20 protein-coding genes are annotated in these 18,308 nt (G+C 42.0%); 14 read left to right on the forward strand and 6 right to left on the reverse strand.

Annotated features, from left to right (window positions below; all coding sequences use genetic code 11):
• The first annotated feature begins 2 nt into the window (after nt 1–2).
• The gene (locus tag BV902_RS08435; protein ID WP_075991564.1) at nt 3–602 is read left to right on the forward strand and encodes a hypothetical protein; all 600 of its coding nucleotides are present in this window, start codon (nt 3–5) and stop codon (nt 600–602) included.
• Nucleotides 603–697: 95 nt separating this feature from the next.
• Here the strand turns inward: BV902_RS08435 and BV902_RS08440 are convergent, their stop codons facing one another.
• Nucleotides 698–1,087: a VOC family protein gene (locus BV902_RS08440; protein WP_075991565.1), complete on the reverse strand. Its 390-nt coding sequence runs from the start codon at nt 1,085–1,087 to the stop codon at nt 698–700.
• Between the two features lie 75 nt (nt 1,088–1,162).
• Here BV902_RS08440 and BV902_RS08445 point away from each other — a divergent pair, with 75 nt between their 5' ends.
• Both BV902_RS08445 and BV902_RS08450 read left to right on the forward strand, forming a co-directional pair.
• Nucleotides 1,163–2,332: an MFS transporter gene (locus BV902_RS08445; RefSeq protein WP_075991566.1), complete on the forward strand. Its 1,170-nt coding sequence runs from the start codon at nt 1,163–1,165 to the stop codon at nt 2,330–2,332.
• 4 nt (nt 2,333–2,336) lie between these two features.
• Nucleotides 2,337–3,086, forward strand: a complete 750-nt coding sequence (locus BV902_RS08450; protein ID WP_075991567.1) for a DeoR/GlpR family DNA-binding transcription regulator — start codon at nt 2,337–2,339, stop codon at nt 3,084–3,086.
• Nucleotides 3,087–3,252: 166 nt separating this feature from the next.
• On the opposite strand, the gene cobA is transcribed toward BV902_RS08450, so the two are convergent.
• Entirely contained in the window at nt 3,253–4,014 is a 762-nt protein-coding gene (cobA, locus tag BV902_RS08455; RefSeq protein WP_075991568.1) for a uroporphyrinogen-III C-methyltransferase, read from the reverse strand.
• A 200-nt stretch (nt 4,015–4,214) separates the two neighbouring features.
• Here cobA and nirB point away from each other — a divergent pair, with 200 nt between their 5' ends.
• Genes nirB through BV902_RS08475 form a run of 4 tightly spaced genes read left to right on the forward strand, consistent with a single transcriptional unit; the run spans nt 4,215 to nt 8,390 of the window.
• The gene (gene nirB / locus BV902_RS08460; protein ID WP_075991569.1) at nt 4,215–6,731 is read left to right on the forward strand and encodes a nitrite reductase large subunit NirB; all 2,517 of its coding nucleotides are present in this window, start codon (nt 4,215–4,217) and stop codon (nt 6,729–6,731) included.
• Between the two features lie 43 nt (nt 6,732–6,774).
• Nucleotides 6,775–7,122, forward strand: a complete 348-nt coding sequence (gene nirD, locus BV902_RS08465) for a nitrite reductase small subunit NirD (protein ID WP_075994676.1) — start codon at nt 6,775–6,777, stop codon at nt 7,120–7,122.
• 47 nt (nt 7,123–7,169) lie between these two features.
• Entirely contained in the window at nt 7,170–7,982 is an 813-nt protein-coding gene (locus tag BV902_RS08470) for a formate/nitrite transporter family protein (protein WP_075991570.1), read from the forward strand.
• A 6-nt stretch (nt 7,983–7,988) separates the two neighbouring features.
• The gene (locus BV902_RS08475; protein WP_075991571.1) at nt 7,989–8,390 is read left to right on the forward strand and encodes a hypothetical protein; all 402 of its coding nucleotides are present in this window, start codon (nt 7,989–7,991) and stop codon (nt 8,388–8,390) included.
• A 49-nt stretch (nt 8,391–8,439) separates the two neighbouring features.
• On the opposite strand, the gene BV902_RS08480 is transcribed toward BV902_RS08475, so the two are convergent.
• Nucleotides 8,440–9,150 (reverse strand): Crp/Fnr family transcriptional regulator, encoded by a 711-nt coding sequence (locus BV902_RS08480; RefSeq protein ID WP_075991572.1) that lies wholly within the window; start codon nt 9,148–9,150, stop codon nt 8,440–8,442.
• A gap of 380 nt (nt 9,151–9,530) precedes the next feature.
• Nucleotides 9,531–10,085, reverse strand: coding sequence for an SMI1/KNR4 family protein (locus BV902_RS08485; protein ID WP_075994677.1), 555 nt, complete (start codon nt 10,083–10,085; stop codon nt 9,531–9,533).
• Nucleotides 10,086–10,318: 233 nt separating this feature from the next.
• Here BV902_RS08485 and BV902_RS08490 point away from each other — a divergent pair, with 233 nt between their 5' ends.
• The 3 genes from BV902_RS08490 to BV902_RS08500 all read left to right on the forward strand — a co-directional run bounded on the left by BV902_RS08490 (nt 10,319) and on the right by BV902_RS08500 (nt 13,374).
• The gene (locus BV902_RS08490; RefSeq protein WP_075991573.1) at nt 10,319–10,843 is read left to right on the forward strand and encodes a hypothetical protein; all 525 of its coding nucleotides are present in this window, start codon (nt 10,319–10,321) and stop codon (nt 10,841–10,843) included.
• Nucleotides 10,844–10,851: 8 nt separating this feature from the next.
• Nucleotides 10,852–11,661 carry a helix-turn-helix transcriptional regulator gene (locus BV902_RS08495; RefSeq protein ID WP_075991574.1) on the forward strand — a complete coding sequence of 270 codons (810 nt, stop codon included), beginning with the start codon at nt 10,852–10,854 and terminating at the stop codon, nt 11,659–11,661.
• A gap of 81 nt (nt 11,662–11,742) precedes the next feature.
• Nucleotides 11,743–13,374 carry a serine hydrolase domain-containing protein gene (locus tag BV902_RS08500; RefSeq protein WP_083663522.1) on the forward strand — a complete coding sequence of 544 codons (1,632 nt, stop codon included), beginning with the start codon at nt 11,743–11,745 and terminating at the stop codon, nt 13,372–13,374.
• Between the two features lie 21 nt (nt 13,375–13,395).
• On the opposite strand, the gene BV902_RS08505 is transcribed toward BV902_RS08500, so the two are convergent.
• Nucleotides 13,396–14,310 (reverse strand): helix-turn-helix domain-containing protein, encoded by a 915-nt coding sequence (locus BV902_RS08505; RefSeq protein WP_070567478.1) that lies wholly within the window; start codon nt 14,308–14,310, stop codon nt 13,396–13,398.
• A 74-nt stretch (nt 14,311–14,384) separates the two neighbouring features.
• The gene (locus tag BV902_RS08510) at nt 14,385–15,233 is read right to left on the reverse strand and encodes an SDR family NAD(P)-dependent oxidoreductase (RefSeq protein ID WP_075991576.1); all 849 of its coding nucleotides are present in this window, start codon (nt 15,231–15,233) and stop codon (nt 14,385–14,387) included.
• Between the two features lie 216 nt (nt 15,234–15,449).
• Here BV902_RS08510 and BV902_RS08515 point away from each other — a divergent pair, with 216 nt between their 5' ends.
• The 4 genes from BV902_RS08515 to BV902_RS08530 all read left to right on the forward strand — a co-directional run bounded on the left by BV902_RS08515 (nt 15,450) and on the right by BV902_RS08530 (nt 18,302).
• Nucleotides 15,450–16,001 (forward strand): antibiotic biosynthesis monooxygenase, encoded by a 552-nt coding sequence (locus tag BV902_RS08515; RefSeq protein WP_075991577.1) that lies wholly within the window; start codon nt 15,450–15,452, stop codon nt 15,999–16,001.
• Nucleotides 16,002–16,271: 270 nt separating this feature from the next.
• Nucleotides 16,272–16,733 carry a redoxin domain-containing protein gene (locus BV902_RS08520; RefSeq protein WP_070567472.1) on the forward strand — a complete coding sequence of 154 codons (462 nt, stop codon included), beginning with the start codon at nt 16,272–16,274 and terminating at the stop codon, nt 16,731–16,733.
• Between the two features lie 2 nt (nt 16,734–16,735).
• Nucleotides 16,736–17,245 (forward strand): DsbA family protein, encoded by a 510-nt coding sequence (locus tag BV902_RS08525; RefSeq protein ID WP_075991578.1) that lies wholly within the window; start codon nt 16,736–16,738, stop codon nt 17,243–17,245.
• Nucleotides 17,246–17,480: 235 nt separating this feature from the next.
• Nucleotides 17,481–18,302: an alpha/beta fold hydrolase gene (locus BV902_RS08530; RefSeq protein ID WP_070567467.1), complete on the forward strand. Its 822-nt coding sequence runs from the start codon at nt 17,481–17,483 to the stop codon at nt 18,300–18,302.
• The last annotated feature ends 6 nt before the right edge of the window (nt 18,303–18,308 follow it).

Raw genomic sequence — 18,308 nt, forward strand, 5'->3', positions numbered from 1 at the left:
AGATGAGAAGGGAACAAATAGAAGCATGGGTAGCGCAAGGTTACAATGTGCTGGAGCACAGGAAGCCCAAAGTTGTACAGGGCGATATCTGGTCGTATCTCAATCAGTGTGATGGCCATGGTACCGATGTATATGCGCTTTCTGAATTGCAGCAATGGTCGGATAGGGAACTTGCAGAAATGGAGCTGAAAAAATATGCCGATCAGTACGGACAGATGGGCGAGAAGCTGTTTCTGCGAAATGAAGCAATCCGAAATAAAGAATTTGATAAGTATGAAGCCTTCCTGTTGCTTTTTTTTCCGGACAGTGTCGAAAAAGAGCTGGAGGAAGCCCGGTTTTTGGCAGAGCGTGTGAAACGTGTTAGCAAGGAAGAAATGGAAAAATGGACGCTGGCCCACACAATCAATGTGCTTATATCTGATCTTCACTGCTTGGACTATGGATCCATTATGAGCGGGATGGTGATGCCATCCGAAGATGTGGTCACTTATACCGACGACGGGCTCAGTGATACCATTGATTGCCATGTTACGCCGATGGAGTTTTTCGCTCATACCAACCATGACTATTACTGGATCGATCCTGTCATAAGAAAATCCTAATGGAAGCCCTTATAAGAGCCTTTTAGGCTTACTTTTCATGCAGAATAAGGTAAAGCATCCCGATCGTGTTCGGGATGCTTTATTTTTTGAACTGTTTAAGCTACAATTTCTATCGAATTTCCCTCCGGATCAAGCACGACGCTTTCATAATAACCATCCCCCGTAGTACGGGGCTCGCTTTCGACGATATAACCATCCAACCGTAATTGCTCGGTCAAATCATCGACAGCATCCTTTCCACCGACGCTAATGGCCAGATGGGTATAGCCTTTGTTCAGGCTCCTATCAGCCGCGGCAGTAGTAATATCAATACGATTCATAATCTCCAAACGTGCGCCGGATTCGCGGAATTTAAGAAAGTAGGATGAAAACCCTTTCTTCGGGTTATGGTACTTTTCTCCGCTTACAGTACCAAAGTATTTGGCGTAAAAAGCACGTGTTTTCTCAAGATCATCGACCCATAGGGCGAGGTGTTCTATTCGCATGGCAAATCTTTTCGTTTAATTATATTGCAATATTATGCAAATTTGCATAATATTGCAATATAAAATTTATCAGGTATGTTGAAAGAATCGATATTAAAGGCTAAGGTAGCGACACAGGTTATGTTTTTGGTATGTGGCCTCGCGTTATCAAGCTGGGCACCGATGGTACCTTTCGCCAAGGACCGTCTTGGTCTGAATGACGGAGAACTGGGGCTTTTACTGTTATGTTTGGGTGGTGGTGCACTATTAACGATGCCGCTTTCCGGATTTTTCATCGGGAAAGTTGGGAGCAGACAAGTGATTTTAATTTCAGGTTTGATAGCTGCCGTAGTGCTCCCTGTACTGTTGATGGTAACCAATAGCTATTTGATGGCCTGTGTTCTTTTTATATTTGGCTGCAGTATAGGTGGTATAGATGTGGCCATGAATGCACATGGTGTGCAGGTTCAAAATGCAATGGGTAAACCGATAATGTCATCTTTACATGGACTGTTCAGTGTAGGCGGGCTATTTGGATCGATCGGCTTGGGTTTTCTGATAAAGATGGGGTTAGTTCCTATTTATGCAGCCATTACTATAGCCATTCTTTTAATACTGCTACTGATCGTACAATATCGAAAGTTGCTGAGCTATCAAAAGGAAAAAGAAATCATTGTCCAGTTTTCCCACATTGATGAAACTCAGGTTTCAAAAAAAGGATTTCAATGGCTTAGGTGGAGTGTGCTGATACTTGGGCTGATGTGTTTCATTGCATTTTTGTCTGAGGGAGCGATGTTGGACTGGAGTGCTATTTTCTTGCGGGATCACAAAGGAGTATCTCCTGAGTTTACGGGAATTGGATATGCGGCATTCTCCGTTGCGATGGCGGTCATGAGATTGCAGGGAGACCGATTAGTAAGTAAACTGAATAGTAAGGTTGTGGTGATAGGTGGTAGCTTGTTGGCTTCGTTGGGCATTTTGATCGTAGTGTGTAGTCCTTGGTTATCGCTAACGCTCATTGGATTTGTCCTTTTGGGACTGGGAGCCGCCAATATTGTACCTGTATTTTTTAGCGAGGGTGGACGGATTGAAGGACTTTCGCCGACGGTAGCCATTCCGGTTATCTCAACAATGGGTTATGCCGGTCAGCTGGCGGGCCCCGCGCTTTTGGGGGCTATTGCGCAGCATTTTTCTTTGATCATTGCTTTCGAAACAATAGCTTTGCTTTTTCTAGTGGTAGCTCTTATCTATAAAATCAGGAAGTAATCGCATGTTAAAAGAAGAACGTTTTGAGATAATCCTCCGCGAATTAGCGGTCCGGAGGAAGGTGAAGTTTGAAGAGCTGGCGGTGTTGTTGGCGGTATCGGAAGATACTATCCGCCGTGATATAGACCTTCTCTATCGGAACGGCTTGCTTTCCAAGACCAGGGGTGGTGCTATACTGCGTGAAAAAGATCCGCTGACTTTCCAGGATAGGCAATCGTTTCTGACCAAAGAAAAAGACATTATTGCATTAAAAGTACAGCCGTTTCTGAGAGATGGCATGACCCTTTTTGTGGATGGTGGCACAACGACATGGGCCGTAGTGAATGCGATGCCATTGGATATCCGGATTCGGATGGTTACAAATAATTTTTCCATCGTGCCGCTGCTCGAGAAGTTCAAAAATGTAGAACTTATTTTTTTGGGTGGTAATTTTGAATCCGATCTGGCTGTAACCTCAGGCATCACAACCTGTATGGAAGTTGCTAAGTATAATGCCGATATCTTTATCATGGGAACTTGTGCTGTAGATCCTGAGCTCGGTGTTTCGGCGGCGTCAGCTGCAGATGGAGAAACCAAAAAGATGATGGTTCAATGTGCAAAGAAAACAATAGCCTTAGCCAGCCAGAATAAGCTTTATCAAGGTGAACTGTTTAGGGTGTGTCCAATAGATTCGCTCACGGCATTGATCACCGACCTGGACTCAAATGATTCCGAATTGAATCTCTTTAGAAATATGGACCTGCAGATTGTCTAGCCAATTGACAGCGACAAATCTGACGAGATTTGATAGATGATATAAAGCTTCCAAATAATAATATTAAAGTCTTCGCAGGTATTGATGACCTTTGTCTGTTTTAGTCCGGCAATAAAGTGGATAATAATAGGCTTTACTTATATTTCAAGTAATGCTATAATCGATCCTAAATAATGCGCCGCTGTTCGGCAGCAACTGTCAATGTTTGCTGCAGATCCACTACGTCGCCGATGATAATGATAGCAGGATGCCCTATCTGATGCTCCTTGCTTATTCTGACGAGATCTTTGACTTTGCAACGCACCTGTCTTTGTTGCGGCAAGCTCGCATGTTGTATAATTGCTGCGGCTGTTTCTCCTTTGCTGTGCAAAACATAGGTGCGTGCTATTTCATCGAGCTTACGCATTCCCATATAGATGACTACAGTAGATCTGCTCTGAACTGCCAGGGCCAGATCGGCAGATAGGGATCCGTCCTTTTTCATACCTGTTAATGCCCATACGCCTTCACTTACACCACGATGTGTCAGCGGAATATCATTGAGGCCGGCGCCTTGCATGCTGCTGATGCCCGGAATGTAGGTCATGTTAATTGATCTGTTTTGTACGGTAAGCCATTCTTCAAAGCCGCGCCCAAAAAGATAGGGATCGCCACCTTTAAGCCGTACCACTCTTTCGTATCTTTCGCAATAGTGAAGGAGGAGCCTATTGATTTCTTCCTGGGGCACGTATTTTCCGTAAGGATGCTTGCCGACATAGTGTTTTAAACAGTTTTTATCTGCTATTTGAAGGATTTCTTTATTAATTAAGTTGTCATATAAGATCACTTGTGCATTTTCTATTGCTTTATAAGCTTTCAGGGTGAGTAATTCGGGGTCTCCAGGGCCAGATCCTACAATAAATAACGATGTTGTGCTTAATTTTTCCATGTTATTGTTGTTTTTGTTGTTGAATTATATGTAAATCTATTAAAAAATCTGATATAAATCATAAAAACTACAATTATTTATAGTTTTTTATTGAAAAAATATTACTAAAATCATATTTATTTTGATTTTTTAATTTTTTATTGCATAAATTAGTGTTGTTAAGATATTAAATTGAATTTTTATCATAAAAAATAGCATTTATGGAAAGAAAAAAGGTTGTTATTGTTGGTAATGGTATGGTCGGTAATAAGTTTTGTGAAAAATTAAAGCAGAAAATAAACGATCTGGAAATAATTGTGTTTTCAGAAGAGCCGATACGAGCTTATGATCGTGTTCATTTGACAGATTACTTCAAAATTTCGTCTATTGACGAGCTTTTCTTGTTAAAAAATGAGTGGTATTTGGAAAATAATGTAAAAATTCATTTAGATGATCCAATTGTTGCTGTAAATCTATTAAAAAAAGAAGTGGAATCTCAAAAAGGTATCACAGTCAATTATGACTATCTGGTTTTTGCGACTGGTTCTGCTCCTTTTGTTCCACCAATTCCGGGCATTGAAAAGGAAGGGGTATTTCTATATCGTACCATCGAAGATCTGGATCTGATCAAAGCTTATGCGGCAAAAGCGAAGCGTGGTACAGTAATGGGCGGTGGACTTTTGGGACTCGAAGCTGCGAAAGCAATGGTGGATCTTGGTCTGGAAGAGACTGCCGTGATCGAATTTGCCCAACGCCTGATGCCGCGTCAGATTGATGATAGCGCCAGTATGTTGTTGCAAAACAAGTTGTCAGAACTAGGCTTGACCTGTTTATTGCAAAAGTCGACAAGCCAATTGCTGGGGGATGATCGCCTGACGGGGATTGCTTTTCAGGATGGTTCGTCGATAGAGACGGATTTATTGGTGATTTCAGCAGGTATACGTCCCCGTGATGAGCTGGCCAAGAAAATTGGACTGGATGTTGGTGAAAGGGGCGGAATATTGGTTAATGCGCAGATGCAGACTTCTGATCCTGTAGTTTATGCTATCGGTGAGTGTGCCTTAGTGAATGATATGATCTATGGTCTGGTAGCACCGGGCTATGAAATGGCTGAAATTGCGGCATCTCATATTGTGGGGGAAGAGAAATCCTTTAAGGGATTTGACATGAGCACCAAACTGAAACTGATGGGAGTTGATGTGGCTAGTTTTGGAGACGCTTTTATCAGCGAGCCTTATGCACGCACGATCTTATTGGAGGATCGTAATAAAGGTATTTATAAACGATTGAACGTAAGTAAAGATGGAACGCGTCTGCTAGGTGGGATACTTGTCGGGGAAGCGGCAAGTTACAACATGTTGCTTCAGATGGTCAATAATAGCCTGCCGTTGGCGGAACACCCTGAACTCCTTCTTTTTGGCCAGCAGAGCGAAAGTAAGTCGGCTTCTGCTGGTCTGGAGGCTCTTCCTGATGCGGCATTGATTTGCAGTTGCGAAGGTGTCACTAAAGCACAGATCTGTGATGCTGTGATAACTGGTCATTGTGAAAATGCAGATGCGGTAAAGAAATGTACCAAGGCTGGATCGGGATGTGGCGGCTGCGTGCCGATGGTCAAGGACCTGGTCAATTATACGATGAAACAGCAAGGAAAATATATACGGAGTACCATCTGTGAACATTTCGATCTGAGCCGCCAGGAACTATATGACCTGATCAAGATCCATGAGCTGAAAAGTTACGATCATGTATTGGATGCGCTAGGCCGCGGACATGGCTGCGAAGTCTGTAAACCGTTGGTGTCTTCCTTGCTAGCGAGCCTTTGGAACGAGATGATTCTTGGCAAGGGTAATGATGTGGCTCAGGATAGTAATGACCGTTATTTGGCCAATATACAGAAGGGCGGGACCTATTCAGTTGTTCCGCGCATTCCGGGAGGTGAAATTACCCCAGATAAACTGATTGTTATCGGGGAAGTCGCTAAGAAGTACAGCCTATACACAAAAATTACGGGCGGACAGCGCATTGACCTATTTGGTGCACATCTCAATGATCTGCCGTTTATCTGGGAAGAACTTATTGCTGCCGGCTTTGAAAGCGGACATGCTTATGGCAAGGCACTACGGACTGTCAAAAGCTGTGTGGGCAGTACCTGGTGTCGGTTTGGGTTGCACGATAGTGTTTCTTTTGCGATACGGATAGAGGAACGTTACCGTGGTCTTCGTGCTCCACATAAGATAAAGTCGGCTGTTAGTGGTTGTATCCGCGAATGTGCCGAGGCGCAGAGTAAGGATTTTGGAATTATTGCGACGGAAAAAGGCTGGAACCTCTATGTGTGCGGTAATGGCGGAAGTAAGCCGCAGCATGCTTTGCTGCTTGCATCGGATATCGATAGTGAAACCTGTATCCGTTACATTGACCGTTTCCTGATGTTTTATATTCGCACTGCCGATCCGCTGACCCGGACTGCTACCTGGCTTAATAAAATGGAAGGTGGAATAGATTATTTAAGGAATGTCGTGGTAGAGGATGGCCTGGGTATGGGGGAGGCCTGGGAGCAGGATATGCAGCTGCTTGTCGATAGTTATCGCTGTGAATGGAAGGTAGCTGTAGAGAATCCGGAAATTCGCAAACGCTTTGTTCACTTTGTAAATGCACCCGAAGAGAAGGATGAAACTGTTCGCTTTGACAGTTTTCGCGGACAGAAAAAAGCTGCTGATTGGAACGTCAGTACTTATTAAATATATTAAATATAAAATCGCTAAACCTTTTAATCGAAATCATATGAATACGCAAATTGACATGAAATGGCTGAAGGCTTGTCGGATAGAAGATGCTATTGAAAATGGTGGAGTCTGTCTTAAATTGAATAACGAACAGGTGGCGCTGTTTTATTTCGCCCGCCGCAATGAGTGGTATGCCACACAAAATGAATGTCCGCACAAACGGCAGATGATTTTAAGCCGCGGCATGCTGGGCTCTTTGGGTGAAACGCCTAAAGTCGCCTGTCCGTTCCATAAGAAAACCTTTGCGTTGGATACAGGTGAATGTCTTTCGGGTGATGAATGTGCCATTAAGACTTATCCTGTGAAGGTGGAAAACGGAAGTATTTTTATTGGGATGACTGCTTAGGAGAAATAAAAATAATTGAATCTAAAACCTTTTAAAACAAAAATACAATGGATTATATTAGCCCTAAAGAGGTAGCTGGTGCCATGATGAACACCGCTATCTACAAATCTTCGCTTCCTGTCAAAGATCTACTGATACGGGGAGCATTGTCAGGTGCCTTATTGGCAATTTCTGTTACACTCGCACTTTTGGCCACTTCGCAGACTGGATTGGGATTAGTCGGTGCATTCGTTTTTCCTGTAGGGTTTGTTATTATCGTCATCCTCGGTTTGGAATTGGTGACAGGCAGCTTCTCTCTCGTGCCTTTAGCCTGGTTTGAAGGTAAAATCAATTTTAAGGCTATGGCCAATAATTTATTCTGGGTTTTTCTAGGCAACTTGCTTGGGAGTGTCCTGTTTGCGATTTTATTTTGGGCAGCTAGTACAGAAACTGGACATTCGAGCCAGCTCGGAAACATCGAACAGAGCCTGATCCTGATCAGCGAAAAGAAAACGCTTGGATACAGCGCCCATGGTGCAGCAGGCTTGTTTTCGGCCTTTGTTAAAGCTATTTTGTGTAATTGGATGGTCTGTATGGGGGTGGTGATGTCCATGACTTCTAAGTCTACTCTTGGCAAAATACTGGCTGCAGGTATTCCGATCTTTATATTCTTTGCATTAGGCTATGAGCACGCAGTGGTCAATATGTTTGTGATTCCTGCCGGGATGATGTTCGGTGCAAAAGTGACTATCTCCGACTGGTGGCTGTGCAATCAGCTGATTGTAACAGCTGGAAATATTGTCGGCGGATTGCTGTTTACAGGGATGGCTATCTATTATACCTATCATCAAAAAGAAAAAGTGTCGACTTCACAAAACTAGATTTTTATGCATCAGATAAAACAATTATTCATGTTATTTCTATTGCTAGCTATTAGCATGGAGTCTTACAGTCAGGAAAAAACAGTCAAAGGGAGTTTATTTGAGGGAATTGCCGTGGCAGGATATGCTGATCATGGTGCTTATATCAATTGTACTGGACCAGCGGTGAAATATATATTCAGCCCGAAAAGTTGCCTGTTGTTGGGTTTATTGCCGAGTTTAAAACTTAAAGAAGATAAGGTTGAAACAGGGAAGCCAAAGAATTCCTGGGTCACCCCGTCTCTAGGCTTTGGTCTGACGGCCGTATTCCGGCATATTGCTATTCAGCTGCCCGCATTTTACGCGGCGAAAACGGGTACTGCTGATGGCAAGTGGCGTTTGGGGGTCGGTTTAGGCTATAAATTTTAGTGTGATGTATTTTTAGGGAAGTATATGGATTGGGGAGTCGTTAGCCGTCTTAGACTGTTTCACTCCCCATATTTTCTTCCGAAAGATCATGCAAAAGCTGGAAGTTTTTAATAAAGATATTTTTTTTGTCCATCGCTATCGCCTCTAGATCGATAAGTTCACCTAGCATGCGGTAGACGGTCTCGTAAGTAGTACCTACATAGGATGAAAGATCTTTTTTACTCAAGGTGAGACCGATATATCCGTCCATGTTTTCCTCGCCAAAAATACGGTAGAGTAACAATAAGCTCCAAGCAAGCCGGTTTTTAACAGGAAGCTGTGTCAGGTTGGTCATTTTTTGCTCAGAAAGATGTAGTTCGTCGGCAAAAAATAACATCAGCCGATAGCTCAATTCGGGATTTATGCGCAGTGTGGACAGAAAAAATGGCAGTTCCACGAAGCAGAGCTGCGTGACATCCAAGGTAGTTGCCGAAATGGGATAGACGGTTTGTTCAGTACTGATACCGCGATGGCCTACGATATCTCCCTTTTTTGCAAAACGAACAATGGTTTCCTTATCTCCAAGATTGCGGTGAACTTTGACAAGTCCAGACTGGACAAAATAAATACCCCGAACCGATTGCCCTTCGGTAATAAACTGCTCGCCTTTTTTCAATCTGATATTTGTTCGGTGCAGGTCGATTTGTCCAAGCCAGTCTTGTAGGACATAACGGCACATAAGGCAGGAGTGGTCGCAAGTATTTACTTTTTTCGATTTCATGAAGGCCTGATTCGTATAACGGACGGTGTGTTATCTGTCCAAAGTTATTATCTATTCGTTTAAATTCCTATTTTACCTTCTATAAAAACAGTATATCTTTTGATTTTAACTTATTAATGTGTGGAACTGGATGAAATTTTGCATCTCCATTATGGTTGGCATCTTGTTGATGCTGTCATTTGAAATCAGCATTTATTGTTTTCTTCGGTTTAGTGTAAAGACCAATAGTATGATGAAGCTAAGGATTTATTTAATTTTTGTTACTCTTTATTGTATGTTGACGCTGTTTTTATCCTGTGGTTCCAAAGAGAAACAGCGGGAAAAGGTATAATAAATTTAAAAATTCATCGATAGAAAAAAATGAGGGCGATGAGTTTCTGTTAGTCCACCTTAAACCGTTTGGGATATTCGCCTGTGGTATCTAGGCTAAAAAAATCATCGAATTTTTCTTTAGGCGTATGGGCATAATAGTCGTTAAGTAGCCCTAAAAAACCTTCGAGGTTAGGTGCAATAACATTCCGGTCATTGTCTTTATTCCAGTATTCAATCAATTGACCTGCCTGTCCGGTAAAGATGCCACCTAGATCATAGCAGATATAACTTCCACCGCCGTTGTGGAATATAGGGATCCAACGTTCATTCCACCAGTTTTCGATTTCAAAGTCCATACCAATCATATTTGTCAATTCCTGCGCTGTATCCAGCGCCTCTTCTAGTGGGATGAAAGTCGAATTGTTAACAAAGGCTTCATAACTTGTATTGCGCTGCCCATTTTTCCAGCGATAGAGTGCTTTAAGATCATGAGGTATTTCAATATCATATTTCTGTTCAAGGGCCCTAAAATCTTCTGCCGATAACGGGGATTGTAGATCGGTATACAGTTCAGGTCTTAGATTTTGGATATAACTGTCTAATGTCGCTAGCGTCTGTTGCATAATCGTCGATTTTTGATGCATTCCTAAAGTTAGTCATAATTGGCTGAGTATGCGAATTATCATGTGCGCTAAGGATCGTAAGAAAAGTTAAAAATGTTAATAATTATTTAATGGGAATTAGTGTAAATTTATGTCAGCATAAAGCTGTAGCTATGTTCATTATTGGATAAAACGATAGCAGATGTTCAAGTGTTATTTATGCAGGTATCCTTTTTATAATTTACTGAATACGGATGAAAAAGATCGAACTAGTCCCACGTGTTGGGATTCAAATTGAAGGTATTGGTCAGGTTAATCTCGGTGCGGGCCGTGCTGACGTTCAAAGTGTACTTGGTGCTCCTTCAGATGCACTGGACGACCAATATTATTATGATGAACTCGAATTGAGACTTGATTTTAATGATCAGGGAACATTGGAATTTATAGAAAGCATCAATGGACCCTATCCAGAAAAAACTGAAATCAGTATCTATGGTGTTAATCCGTTTCAGGTCGAAGCGACCGAGCTTGTAAGTATCCTGAGTGATAAAAACGCGGGTGAGGTTGATGATGCCGAAGCGGGATATTGCTATACATTTTTAAATAGCTCTGTTGGTGTCTGGAGACAGATTACTGAAGAGGATGTTCAGGAGGAGATTGAGGAAATCAAAGCCGATGGCGAATACGAAGACAATGCGGATATGCTGCTGGAGGACCTTAAAAAGTCAAAGTTCTTTTGGACCATTGGCATTGGCGTAGCCGGATATTACGCGGAATAAAGTAAGACGTGGAGCAGCTCAGTGCAGGTACCTACTACGGTGCTATAAATAGGAAATTTAATTCCAATGAACTACTTGTTTCAGATGCTATTTATACACTGGAAAAAGTGGACTGGCATTACCATGAAAACTCTTATTTCACGTTTATTTTGGAAGGGAATTTGCTTGAGGGGAGCAAAAAAGGGATTCATCATTGTACTGCTGGGGACCTGCTTTTTCATAATTGGCAAGACCCTCACTACAATAGAAAACCAGATGGCTGTACCCGGGGTTTTCATATTGAACTAAGTCCACACTGGCACTGGAACGAGATGGCGGCGCTGCATCTGCTGGAAGGCAATATGGATATTCATCTGCCGGAGGTAAGGCTGCTCTTCCATAAACTCTTTTGGGAATCTTTTGATCAGGATAATAGTTCGGGACTTGCAATGGACAGTTTGTTGTTACATGTGTTTTCTTTGTTGCATCGCGATCGGATAGTGAGCGAACGTAAAATTCCGCAATGGGTTTATACGTTGCGTGATTATTTGCGGGCGAATTTTAGCAGTGAGCTGAATCTGACGACTATCTCCCATACTGTCGATCTACATCCCGTTTATCTGTCCCGTGAATTTTCCCGGTATTTTGGTGTAACGATGGGTGATTATATCCGCAAATTGAAAGTGGAAAATGCGGTGCTGCTGCTGCGTGAACCGACTCTCTCGCTAACCGAAATAGGCTATCAATCAGGTTTTGCGGATCAAAGTCATTTTATACGTTGTTTTAAAAGTTTGTTTGGGTCCACACCTGGGGAATATCGCAACAAGATAAACGCTTAAAAAGTTAATTTCATTCTATTTTATTCATTTGGCTAATGCTATTTTTACACAAATAGACTGGAAAAAGCCTTATGAAATATCTTGCTTTATTTTTTTTTATTCTGTTATCCGCTGTTGATTAATGCGCAACAACAATCGAAGCGGGATACTTTACAGGTTCACTTTGATCAGGAAATGCCTGGTGAAATTTTGTTCACAAGCTCGCGGGAGCGGTTGCAAAAAGAAGAGTTTATGCCTAATTATGTGCTCTCACCGAAAAGTGATCTGTTTTTTGCTATCAAACTTCAAAAGCCATTGCTCTATTATCAAAAGATCCTAGCGCCGAAGCTTACGGAGACCGAACTTTTTCAACAGGGTAATTTTCAGTTTACGTTATGGATAGATGGAAAAGTAATTTACAGAAGCAATTTATCTCCTGGCGCACCTCAGCAGGAGATACAGCAACAGGAGACGATCTTGAAACGTCCCCTGATCGATCAAATCAATGGACAGGGATCCTGGTCTGAATCTTTCTGGAATCGTTTTCTTTTTAATGGTGGTGAAAAGGCGTTAACGGATGGAAAACATCATCTTAAGATGGAAATCAGACCTTACGTAAATACTGATAATCTGGTTGTTGGTGGTATCATTGCAAGTGGTGAACTGCAGCTTTCTGTCAGCATGAACCCGGATATAAATCCGGATAAATATAGGCTACAGTTGCCGGAGTCTTATCCTGGGTTGAATTTATCAAAAGCAAAGTTTGACCGCCGTAGGATGCAGCAGCTAAAAGGAATGATTGAAGAGGGGATTTTTAAAAAGGTAAACGGAATTGTGGTATTGGAACATGGAAATCTGTTGATAGAAGAATATTTCAATGGTGAAAATAGGGATAGCCTACATGATCCCCGGTCCGTCGGCAAAACCTTTGCATCGACTTTAACCGGGATGGCCATTGCGGACGGCTTTGTCAAGGACGAATATCAAACACTGGATCAATGCTATGATTTTACAAAATATCAACATCCTGATCCAGGTAAAAATAAAACAACCATTCGTGAATTGTTGACCATGAGTGCTGGCTTTGATGGTAACGATGAAGATCCCAATAGCCCCGGTAATGAGGAAAATATGTATCCCACAACAAATTGGGTAGACTTTACCTTAGATCTTCCTTTTCGAAAATCTCTGCAGCGACAATGGCATTATTTTACCGCCGGAGTCGTTGTATTGGGAGATCTGCTCCATAAACAAGTAGAAGGTGGATTGGAATCCTATGCAGACAAAAGACTGTTTGTTCCATTGGGAATACGGAAATACCGCTGGGAACACACCCCGCAAGGACTGCCAAATACTGCTGGTGGTATTCGTATGAATGCACTTGATTTTGCGAAGTACGGCCAGCTCTATAAGAACGGTGGGCGCTGGAATGGTAAGCAGATCCTTCCGCAAGCCTGGGTTCAAAAGAGCCTTTCGAAACAGCTTATGATTCCTGAAAGGGAGAAAGAATATTATGGTTATCTGTTTTGGAACAAGTGCTTTAATGTTGGAAATAAGGCGTATGAAGCATATTATTGTGCTGGCAATGGCGGGAATTACATTATTGTTATGAACGACATTCCATATGTGATCGTTATTACAGCTAGTGCCTATGGTCAAGCTTATGCGCATAGGCAGGTCGACCGGATCGTCAGCGAATTTTTGCTTCCAGCCTTAATTAATGCTGGTAATTGATCGCTTTACAAAGTAGCTTTTTTACTGAAACAGTTGCCTAAATTCCACGGGGCTTTGTTGGGTATTCTTTTTGAAGACCTTACTGAACGACTGTGGATGTTCGAACCCCAGTTCATAGGCGATTTCACTGATGGAGAGGGAACTTGTACTTAATCTTAATTTGGCATACTCGATCATTTTATGCTGAATATGCTGCTGGGTGTTTTGTTGTGTGTAGATACGCAGCAAACTGCCCAGATAGTTTGGTGATAAATTGAGCTGCTGCGCCAAAAAGCTGACGGTTGGTACGCCATGCTCCACAAGTATGTGTTGCTGAAACTGTGTTGACAGTATTTGCTCAAACTTGGTGACCAGCTCTTGGGTCGATCGTTTGCGAGTGATAAATTGACGCTCGTAAAATCGTTCGGCGTAAATCAGCAAGCGTTCAATCTGTTTGAGAATGAGTTCACGACTAAATTTATCGATATTAGACTGGTACTCTTTTTCGATATTCTGCAGAATATCGACAATGATGGCTTCTTCTTTGTCTGAAAGAAAAAGGGCTTCATTGACCTGATATTGGAAAAAATCGTAGGAGTGAATATGTTTTGCCAGTTCGCTGTTCCAAAGAAAATCAGGATGGATCAACAGGATCCAGCCGCTGGGTTGCGCCTGTACTTCCTGATTGATCTCCACTTTTAGAAATTGTAAGGGTGAGACAAAGGTGAGTATGCCCGAGTCGAAGTCGTAGTGCTGCTGTCCATAATTGAACCTGGCATTTACATTTCGCTTTAAACCGATCGAATAAAAATGTTGTATCCAATTCAATTTGCGATCATTCACAGGGTAATGTACTTGACTATAATCAACCAGGCTGATCAATGGATGTTCGGGTTTAGGTAGTCCGCAAAAGCTGTGGAATTCCGAAAGGGATTGAAAGCGAAATGTATTCTCCATGTTGTAAATTTACTGAATTTCTAATTTGATTATTGTGAAATATCCTTGGAAGCACCTTATGCTGAACTAAGCTGTTATACGGAATGCTCGAAACCTGTTGACACGGTATAACTTTTCCATTTTTCGATTTCTGCCCTAAGCATGTTGATCTTATTTTTGGCCAGTTCATAGGCATCTTCGCCCATTAAAAAATGAACTGGAGGCTGCTCCAGCGTGCTAAGCTCGATTAATAGGGTTGCTGCTTTTTGGGGATCGTTTGCCTGATTCCCGTGGATCTGATGCAGATGGGTGGCTTCGTTTTCTCGGGCAGTTACATAAGCTGCGATCGGATTGGCTGCGGTATGTAAGGATCCTTCAGATAAAAAATCAGTTCTGAAATAGCCGGGATACACCAAGGTCGTGTGTACACCAAAAGGCTCCATTTCGACAGCGAGGGCTTCAGTAAAGCCTGCGACAGCAAATTTGGTGGAGCAATAAACACCAAAAGCTGGGTAATTTCCTGCGAGTCCGCCGATAGATGCTATATTGAAAATATGTCCCGATTGTTGGCGTCGCATATGGGGGGCGATATGCCGGATGGCATTAAGTGATCCAAAGACATTCACTTCAAAGTTGCGACGTGCTTCCAGGTCACTGAGCTCCTCTAGGGTTCCAGTTTGGCCATATCCGGCATTGTTGACCAGTACATCAATTCGTCCAAAATAATCAATGGCCGATAGTACTGCCCGGGCAACGTCTTTGTCATCGGTAATGTCTACTTCAAGCGGCAGAAAATTTTCCTGATCACCCATTTCATCTTCTAGGGCCTGTTTTGTTCGTGATGTGGCAACCACAAGATAACCTTGGGCGAGCAATTCTTTAACGAGACTGAGACCTAGCCCCTTGGAAGCGCCAGTGATGAACCATACCTTTTGTGATTTCATGTTTTTCTGTTTTTAAATAAATTGATGATACAAAGGTGGCCAATCGATCGATTTTGGATGTAGGCAGATCAACGGATCTTGTAGTCAGATCGTGGATGATAAACTCTTCAACGATCAAATATGCCTATTCAACGAAATTTCGCTTGCCTTTAGATCATTCTGCCGTACCTTTAAGACAGGAAAGAGTAATGGCGCAACGAATAAAATCAATTTATTATGGAAACTCAAGGCGCTTCCGCTGTAATCACACATCATATTCTGGATGATAAAATCTATGATTATGAAAAATGGCTTGAAGAGATTATGCCATTAACTAGACATGCAAAGGGCTTTATTGATCTTCAGATCGTAAGGCCTATTCCTCAATTGACTTTTGTATATACGATCATTATTCGTTTTGACACGGTCGACCATCTCAAAATGTGGCTAGAATCGACGGAACGAAAGCGCTGGATTGAAAAGGTTGAGCCACTATTTCGTCGCCACGATCACTATCAGATCCAGTCGGGTTTGGATTTTCTTTTTGAAGTCCCAGAGAATAGTGCAAAAATCCCTCCTCGCTGGAAACAATATCTTGTCACTTGGTCTGCTATTTATCCATTATCCATTTGTACACCCATGTTACTCGTGCCATTATTGCGCGCTTTAAATTTATCCTTCAATCACTTTTCGGATACACTCTTAATCTCTGGTACGATTGTGTTTTTGATGGTTTATGTTGTCATGCCAAAATATACAAAGCTGATTCGTAAATGGCTAAATAAATAGTCTAAAGTTGGCTGTGTTGAACGATAATTTCTGCCTTTTCGAGGAATCCTAAATCTAAGAAATTTATGATGTATGAGGGGATACCTTAACATGATTTTGGATCGGAAATTCATTCCTCGAGGGGCTTCTGGAAAGTCAGATCTTTATCAAACCTGAAACTAAATAAAACAAATATTGCTGTTCAATACTTTACTTTATGTTATTACAGCTCATATAGATTGACTATTGAACTGAATTATCAAATAATGATTACATTTTAAAAACATTGCTATGTTAAAAAAAAATGATGTTGCCCCTGATTTTACCTTGTATGCGACCCCCGATCAGAAAATTAGCTTATCAGAATTCAAGGGGCATAATGTGATATTGGCATTTTACCCCGCAGATTGGAGTCCGGTATGCAGCGATCAGATGGCACTATATAATGAAATGCTCAAGTATTTTAAGAAATATGATGCCGAAATTATGGGTATTTCCGTTGACAGCAAATGGTGTCATATGGCGTTCGCTCAGTCCCGAAAACTACATTTTCCACTTCTAGCCGATTTTGAAGCTAAAGGAGATGTCGCCAAAAAATATGGTGTTTACGATGAAGAAGAAGGTGAGTGCAAGCGCGCACTCTTTGTAATTGATAAGGAAGGGGTTATCGCTTGGAGTTATCTATCTCCGACTGCGGTCAATCCAGGTGCAGACGGTATTATCGAAGCATTGGAGAATCTTAAATTAAAATAATTATGTCATTGAAACCGAAGGTCAGCAATGCTGACCATATATTGGGAAATGGCCAGGCCGATCTGACCATTGTTGAATATGGGGATTATCAATGTCCACATTGCGGTGCAGCCCATCTCATAATAAAAGAAATGATGGCCGAACTGGGAAGCCAGATCAGGTTTGTATTCCGCAATTTCCCACTTTCGGAAATGCATCCTTATGCTCAACCCGCAGCATTAGCGGCGGAGGCGGCGGCCTTGCAGGGAAAATTTTGGGAGATGCATGATGCCATTTTTGAAAACCAGAACTTGTTAAGTGCGAGATTACTGTTGGATATCGCCGAGCAACTGGATTTGGATATGTCGAAGTTCAAATCTGATATGCAGGACGAGGCGTTACAGGATCGGGTAGATGGCGATTTTGAAAGTGGTATGCTGAGTGGCGTTAATGGGACACCGACATTTTTTGTCAACGGACAGAAATTTGACGGTGGCGCGGAAGATCTGGTTCAAATATTAGGTGAAAACTGAATATATGATTACTATTTAAATACAGTTGAGCACACGGCGAGAAGCCTTTTGCAGGAAAATAGAACCTATCTTAAAAAACGGATGAACCGACTGTATAAATAACGATATATCGTTATTTATAAATTTACTTTTTGTTTTATAATGCGTTTAAATACAGTTATATATGTTTGTTGGACTATAAATTGCAATCCAATTAACATATCATGTAAATAATAAAATTCTTAAACTAATCATCATGGCAACATTCAAAGTTCAAGACGGAACAGAAATTTATTACAAAGACTGGGGAACAGGACAACCGATCGTATTTCATCATGGTTGGCCTCTATCCAGCGACGATTGGGACGCGCAGCTGATGTACTTCCTCGAAAAAGGGTACCGTGTGATCGCACACGATCGCCGGGGTCATGGTCGCTCGACACAGACGGCGACAGGAAATGAGATGGATACCTATGCGTCGGATATTGCACAATTGGTAGAAGCATTGGACTTAAAAGATGCCATCCATATTGGCCACTCAACAGGTGGCGGCGAGGTCGTGCGCTACATAACCAATCATGGTACTTCTCGGGTGTCAAAAGCTGTATTGATCAGTGCGGTTACCCCCACAATGGCTAAGAGTGCAACAAACCCTGATGGCGTACCTATGGAGGTCTTTGACGAAATAAGATTGAATACTGCAACACGTAGACAACAGTATTTTCAGGATTTTACCCTCGCTTTTTATGGTTATAACCGCGATGGAGCAAATGTACAACAAGGCGTGATGGATAACTGGTGGCGGCAAGGAATGATGGGCGGTATTAAGGCTCACTATGATTGTATCAAAGCTTTCTCTGAAACTGATTTTACGGAAGAACTTAAAAAAGTCGAGATTCCTGTCTTAGTATTGCATGGTGAAGATGATCAGATCGTACCGATTGATATAACGGGTAGAAGAGCTGCTGAGTTGGTCCAAAATGGCACTTTAATTACCTATCCTGGCTTTCCGCATGGAATGCCTACTACAGAAGCGGAGACCATCAATAAGGATATTTTGGATTTTATCGAGAAATAAGATTTC

It is taken from the genome of Sphingobacterium sp. B29, assembly GCF_001952815.1.
Classification (GTDB): domain Bacteria; phylum Bacteroidota; class Bacteroidia; order Sphingobacteriales; family Sphingobacteriaceae; genus Sphingobacterium; species Sphingobacterium siyangense.

Excerpts from the sequence above, each read along its gene's own strand:
- nirB (WP_075991569.1), top strand. The coding sequence starts at position 4,215 with ATGGAAAGAAAAAAGGTTGTTATTGTTGGTAATGGTATGGTCGGTAAT.
- BV902_RS08445 (WP_075991566.1), top strand. The coding sequence starts at position 1,163 with ATGTTGAAAGAATCGATATTAAAGGCTAAGGTAGCGACACAGGTTATG.
- BV902_RS08510 (WP_075991576.1), bottom strand. The coding sequence starts at position 15,233 with ATGAAATCACAAAAGGTATGGTTCATCACTGGCGCTTCCAAGGGGCTA.
- BV902_RS08490 (WP_075991573.1), top strand. The coding sequence starts at position 10,319 with ATGAAAAAGATCGAACTAGTCCCACGTGTTGGGATTCAAATTGAAGGT.
- BV902_RS08530 (WP_070567467.1), top strand. The coding sequence starts at position 17,481 with ATGGCAACATTCAAAGTTCAAGACGGAACAGAAATTTATTACAAAGAC.
- BV902_RS08435 (WP_075991564.1), top strand. The coding sequence starts at position 3 with ATGAGAAGGGAACAAATAGAAGCATGGGTAGCGCAAGGTTACAATGTG.
- BV902_RS08470 (WP_075991570.1), top strand. The coding sequence starts at position 7,170 with ATGGATTATATTAGCCCTAAAGAGGTAGCTGGTGCCATGATGAACACC.
- BV902_RS08520 (WP_070567472.1), top strand. The coding sequence starts at position 16,272 with ATGTTAAAAAAAAATGATGTTGCCCCTGATTTTACCTTGTATGCGACC.
- BV902_RS08480 (WP_075991572.1), bottom strand. The coding sequence starts at position 9,150 with ATGAAATCGAAAAAAGTAAATACTTGCGACCACTCCTGCCTTATGTGC.
- BV902_RS08450 (WP_075991567.1), top strand. The coding sequence starts at position 2,337 with ATGTTAAAAGAAGAACGTTTTGAGATAATCCTCCGCGAATTAGCGGTC.
- BV902_RS08505 (WP_070567478.1), bottom strand. The coding sequence starts at position 14,310 with ATGGAGAATACATTTCGCTTTCAATCCCTTTCGGAATTCCACAGCTTT.
- BV902_RS08485 (WP_075994677.1), bottom strand. The coding sequence starts at position 10,085 with ATGCAACAGACGCTAGCGACATTAGACAGTTATATCCAAAATCTAAGA.
- BV902_RS08515 (WP_075991577.1), top strand. The coding sequence starts at position 15,450 with ATGGAAACTCAAGGCGCTTCCGCTGTAATCACACATCATATTCTGGAT.
- BV902_RS08525 (WP_075991578.1), top strand. The coding sequence starts at position 16,736 with ATGTCATTGAAACCGAAGGTCAGCAATGCTGACCATATATTGGGAAAT.
- BV902_RS08475 (WP_075991571.1), top strand. The coding sequence starts at position 7,989 with ATGCATCAGATAAAACAATTATTCATGTTATTTCTATTGCTAGCTATT.
- cobA (WP_075991568.1), bottom strand. The coding sequence starts at position 4,014 with ATGGAAAAATTAAGCACAACATCGTTATTTATTGTAGGATCTGGCCCT.
- nirD (WP_075994676.1), top strand. The coding sequence starts at position 6,775 with ATGAATACGCAAATTGACATGAAATGGCTGAAGGCTTGTCGGATAGAA.
- BV902_RS08440 (WP_075991565.1), bottom strand. The coding sequence starts at position 1,087 with ATGCGAATAGAACACCTCGCCCTATGGGTCGATGATCTTGAGAAAACA.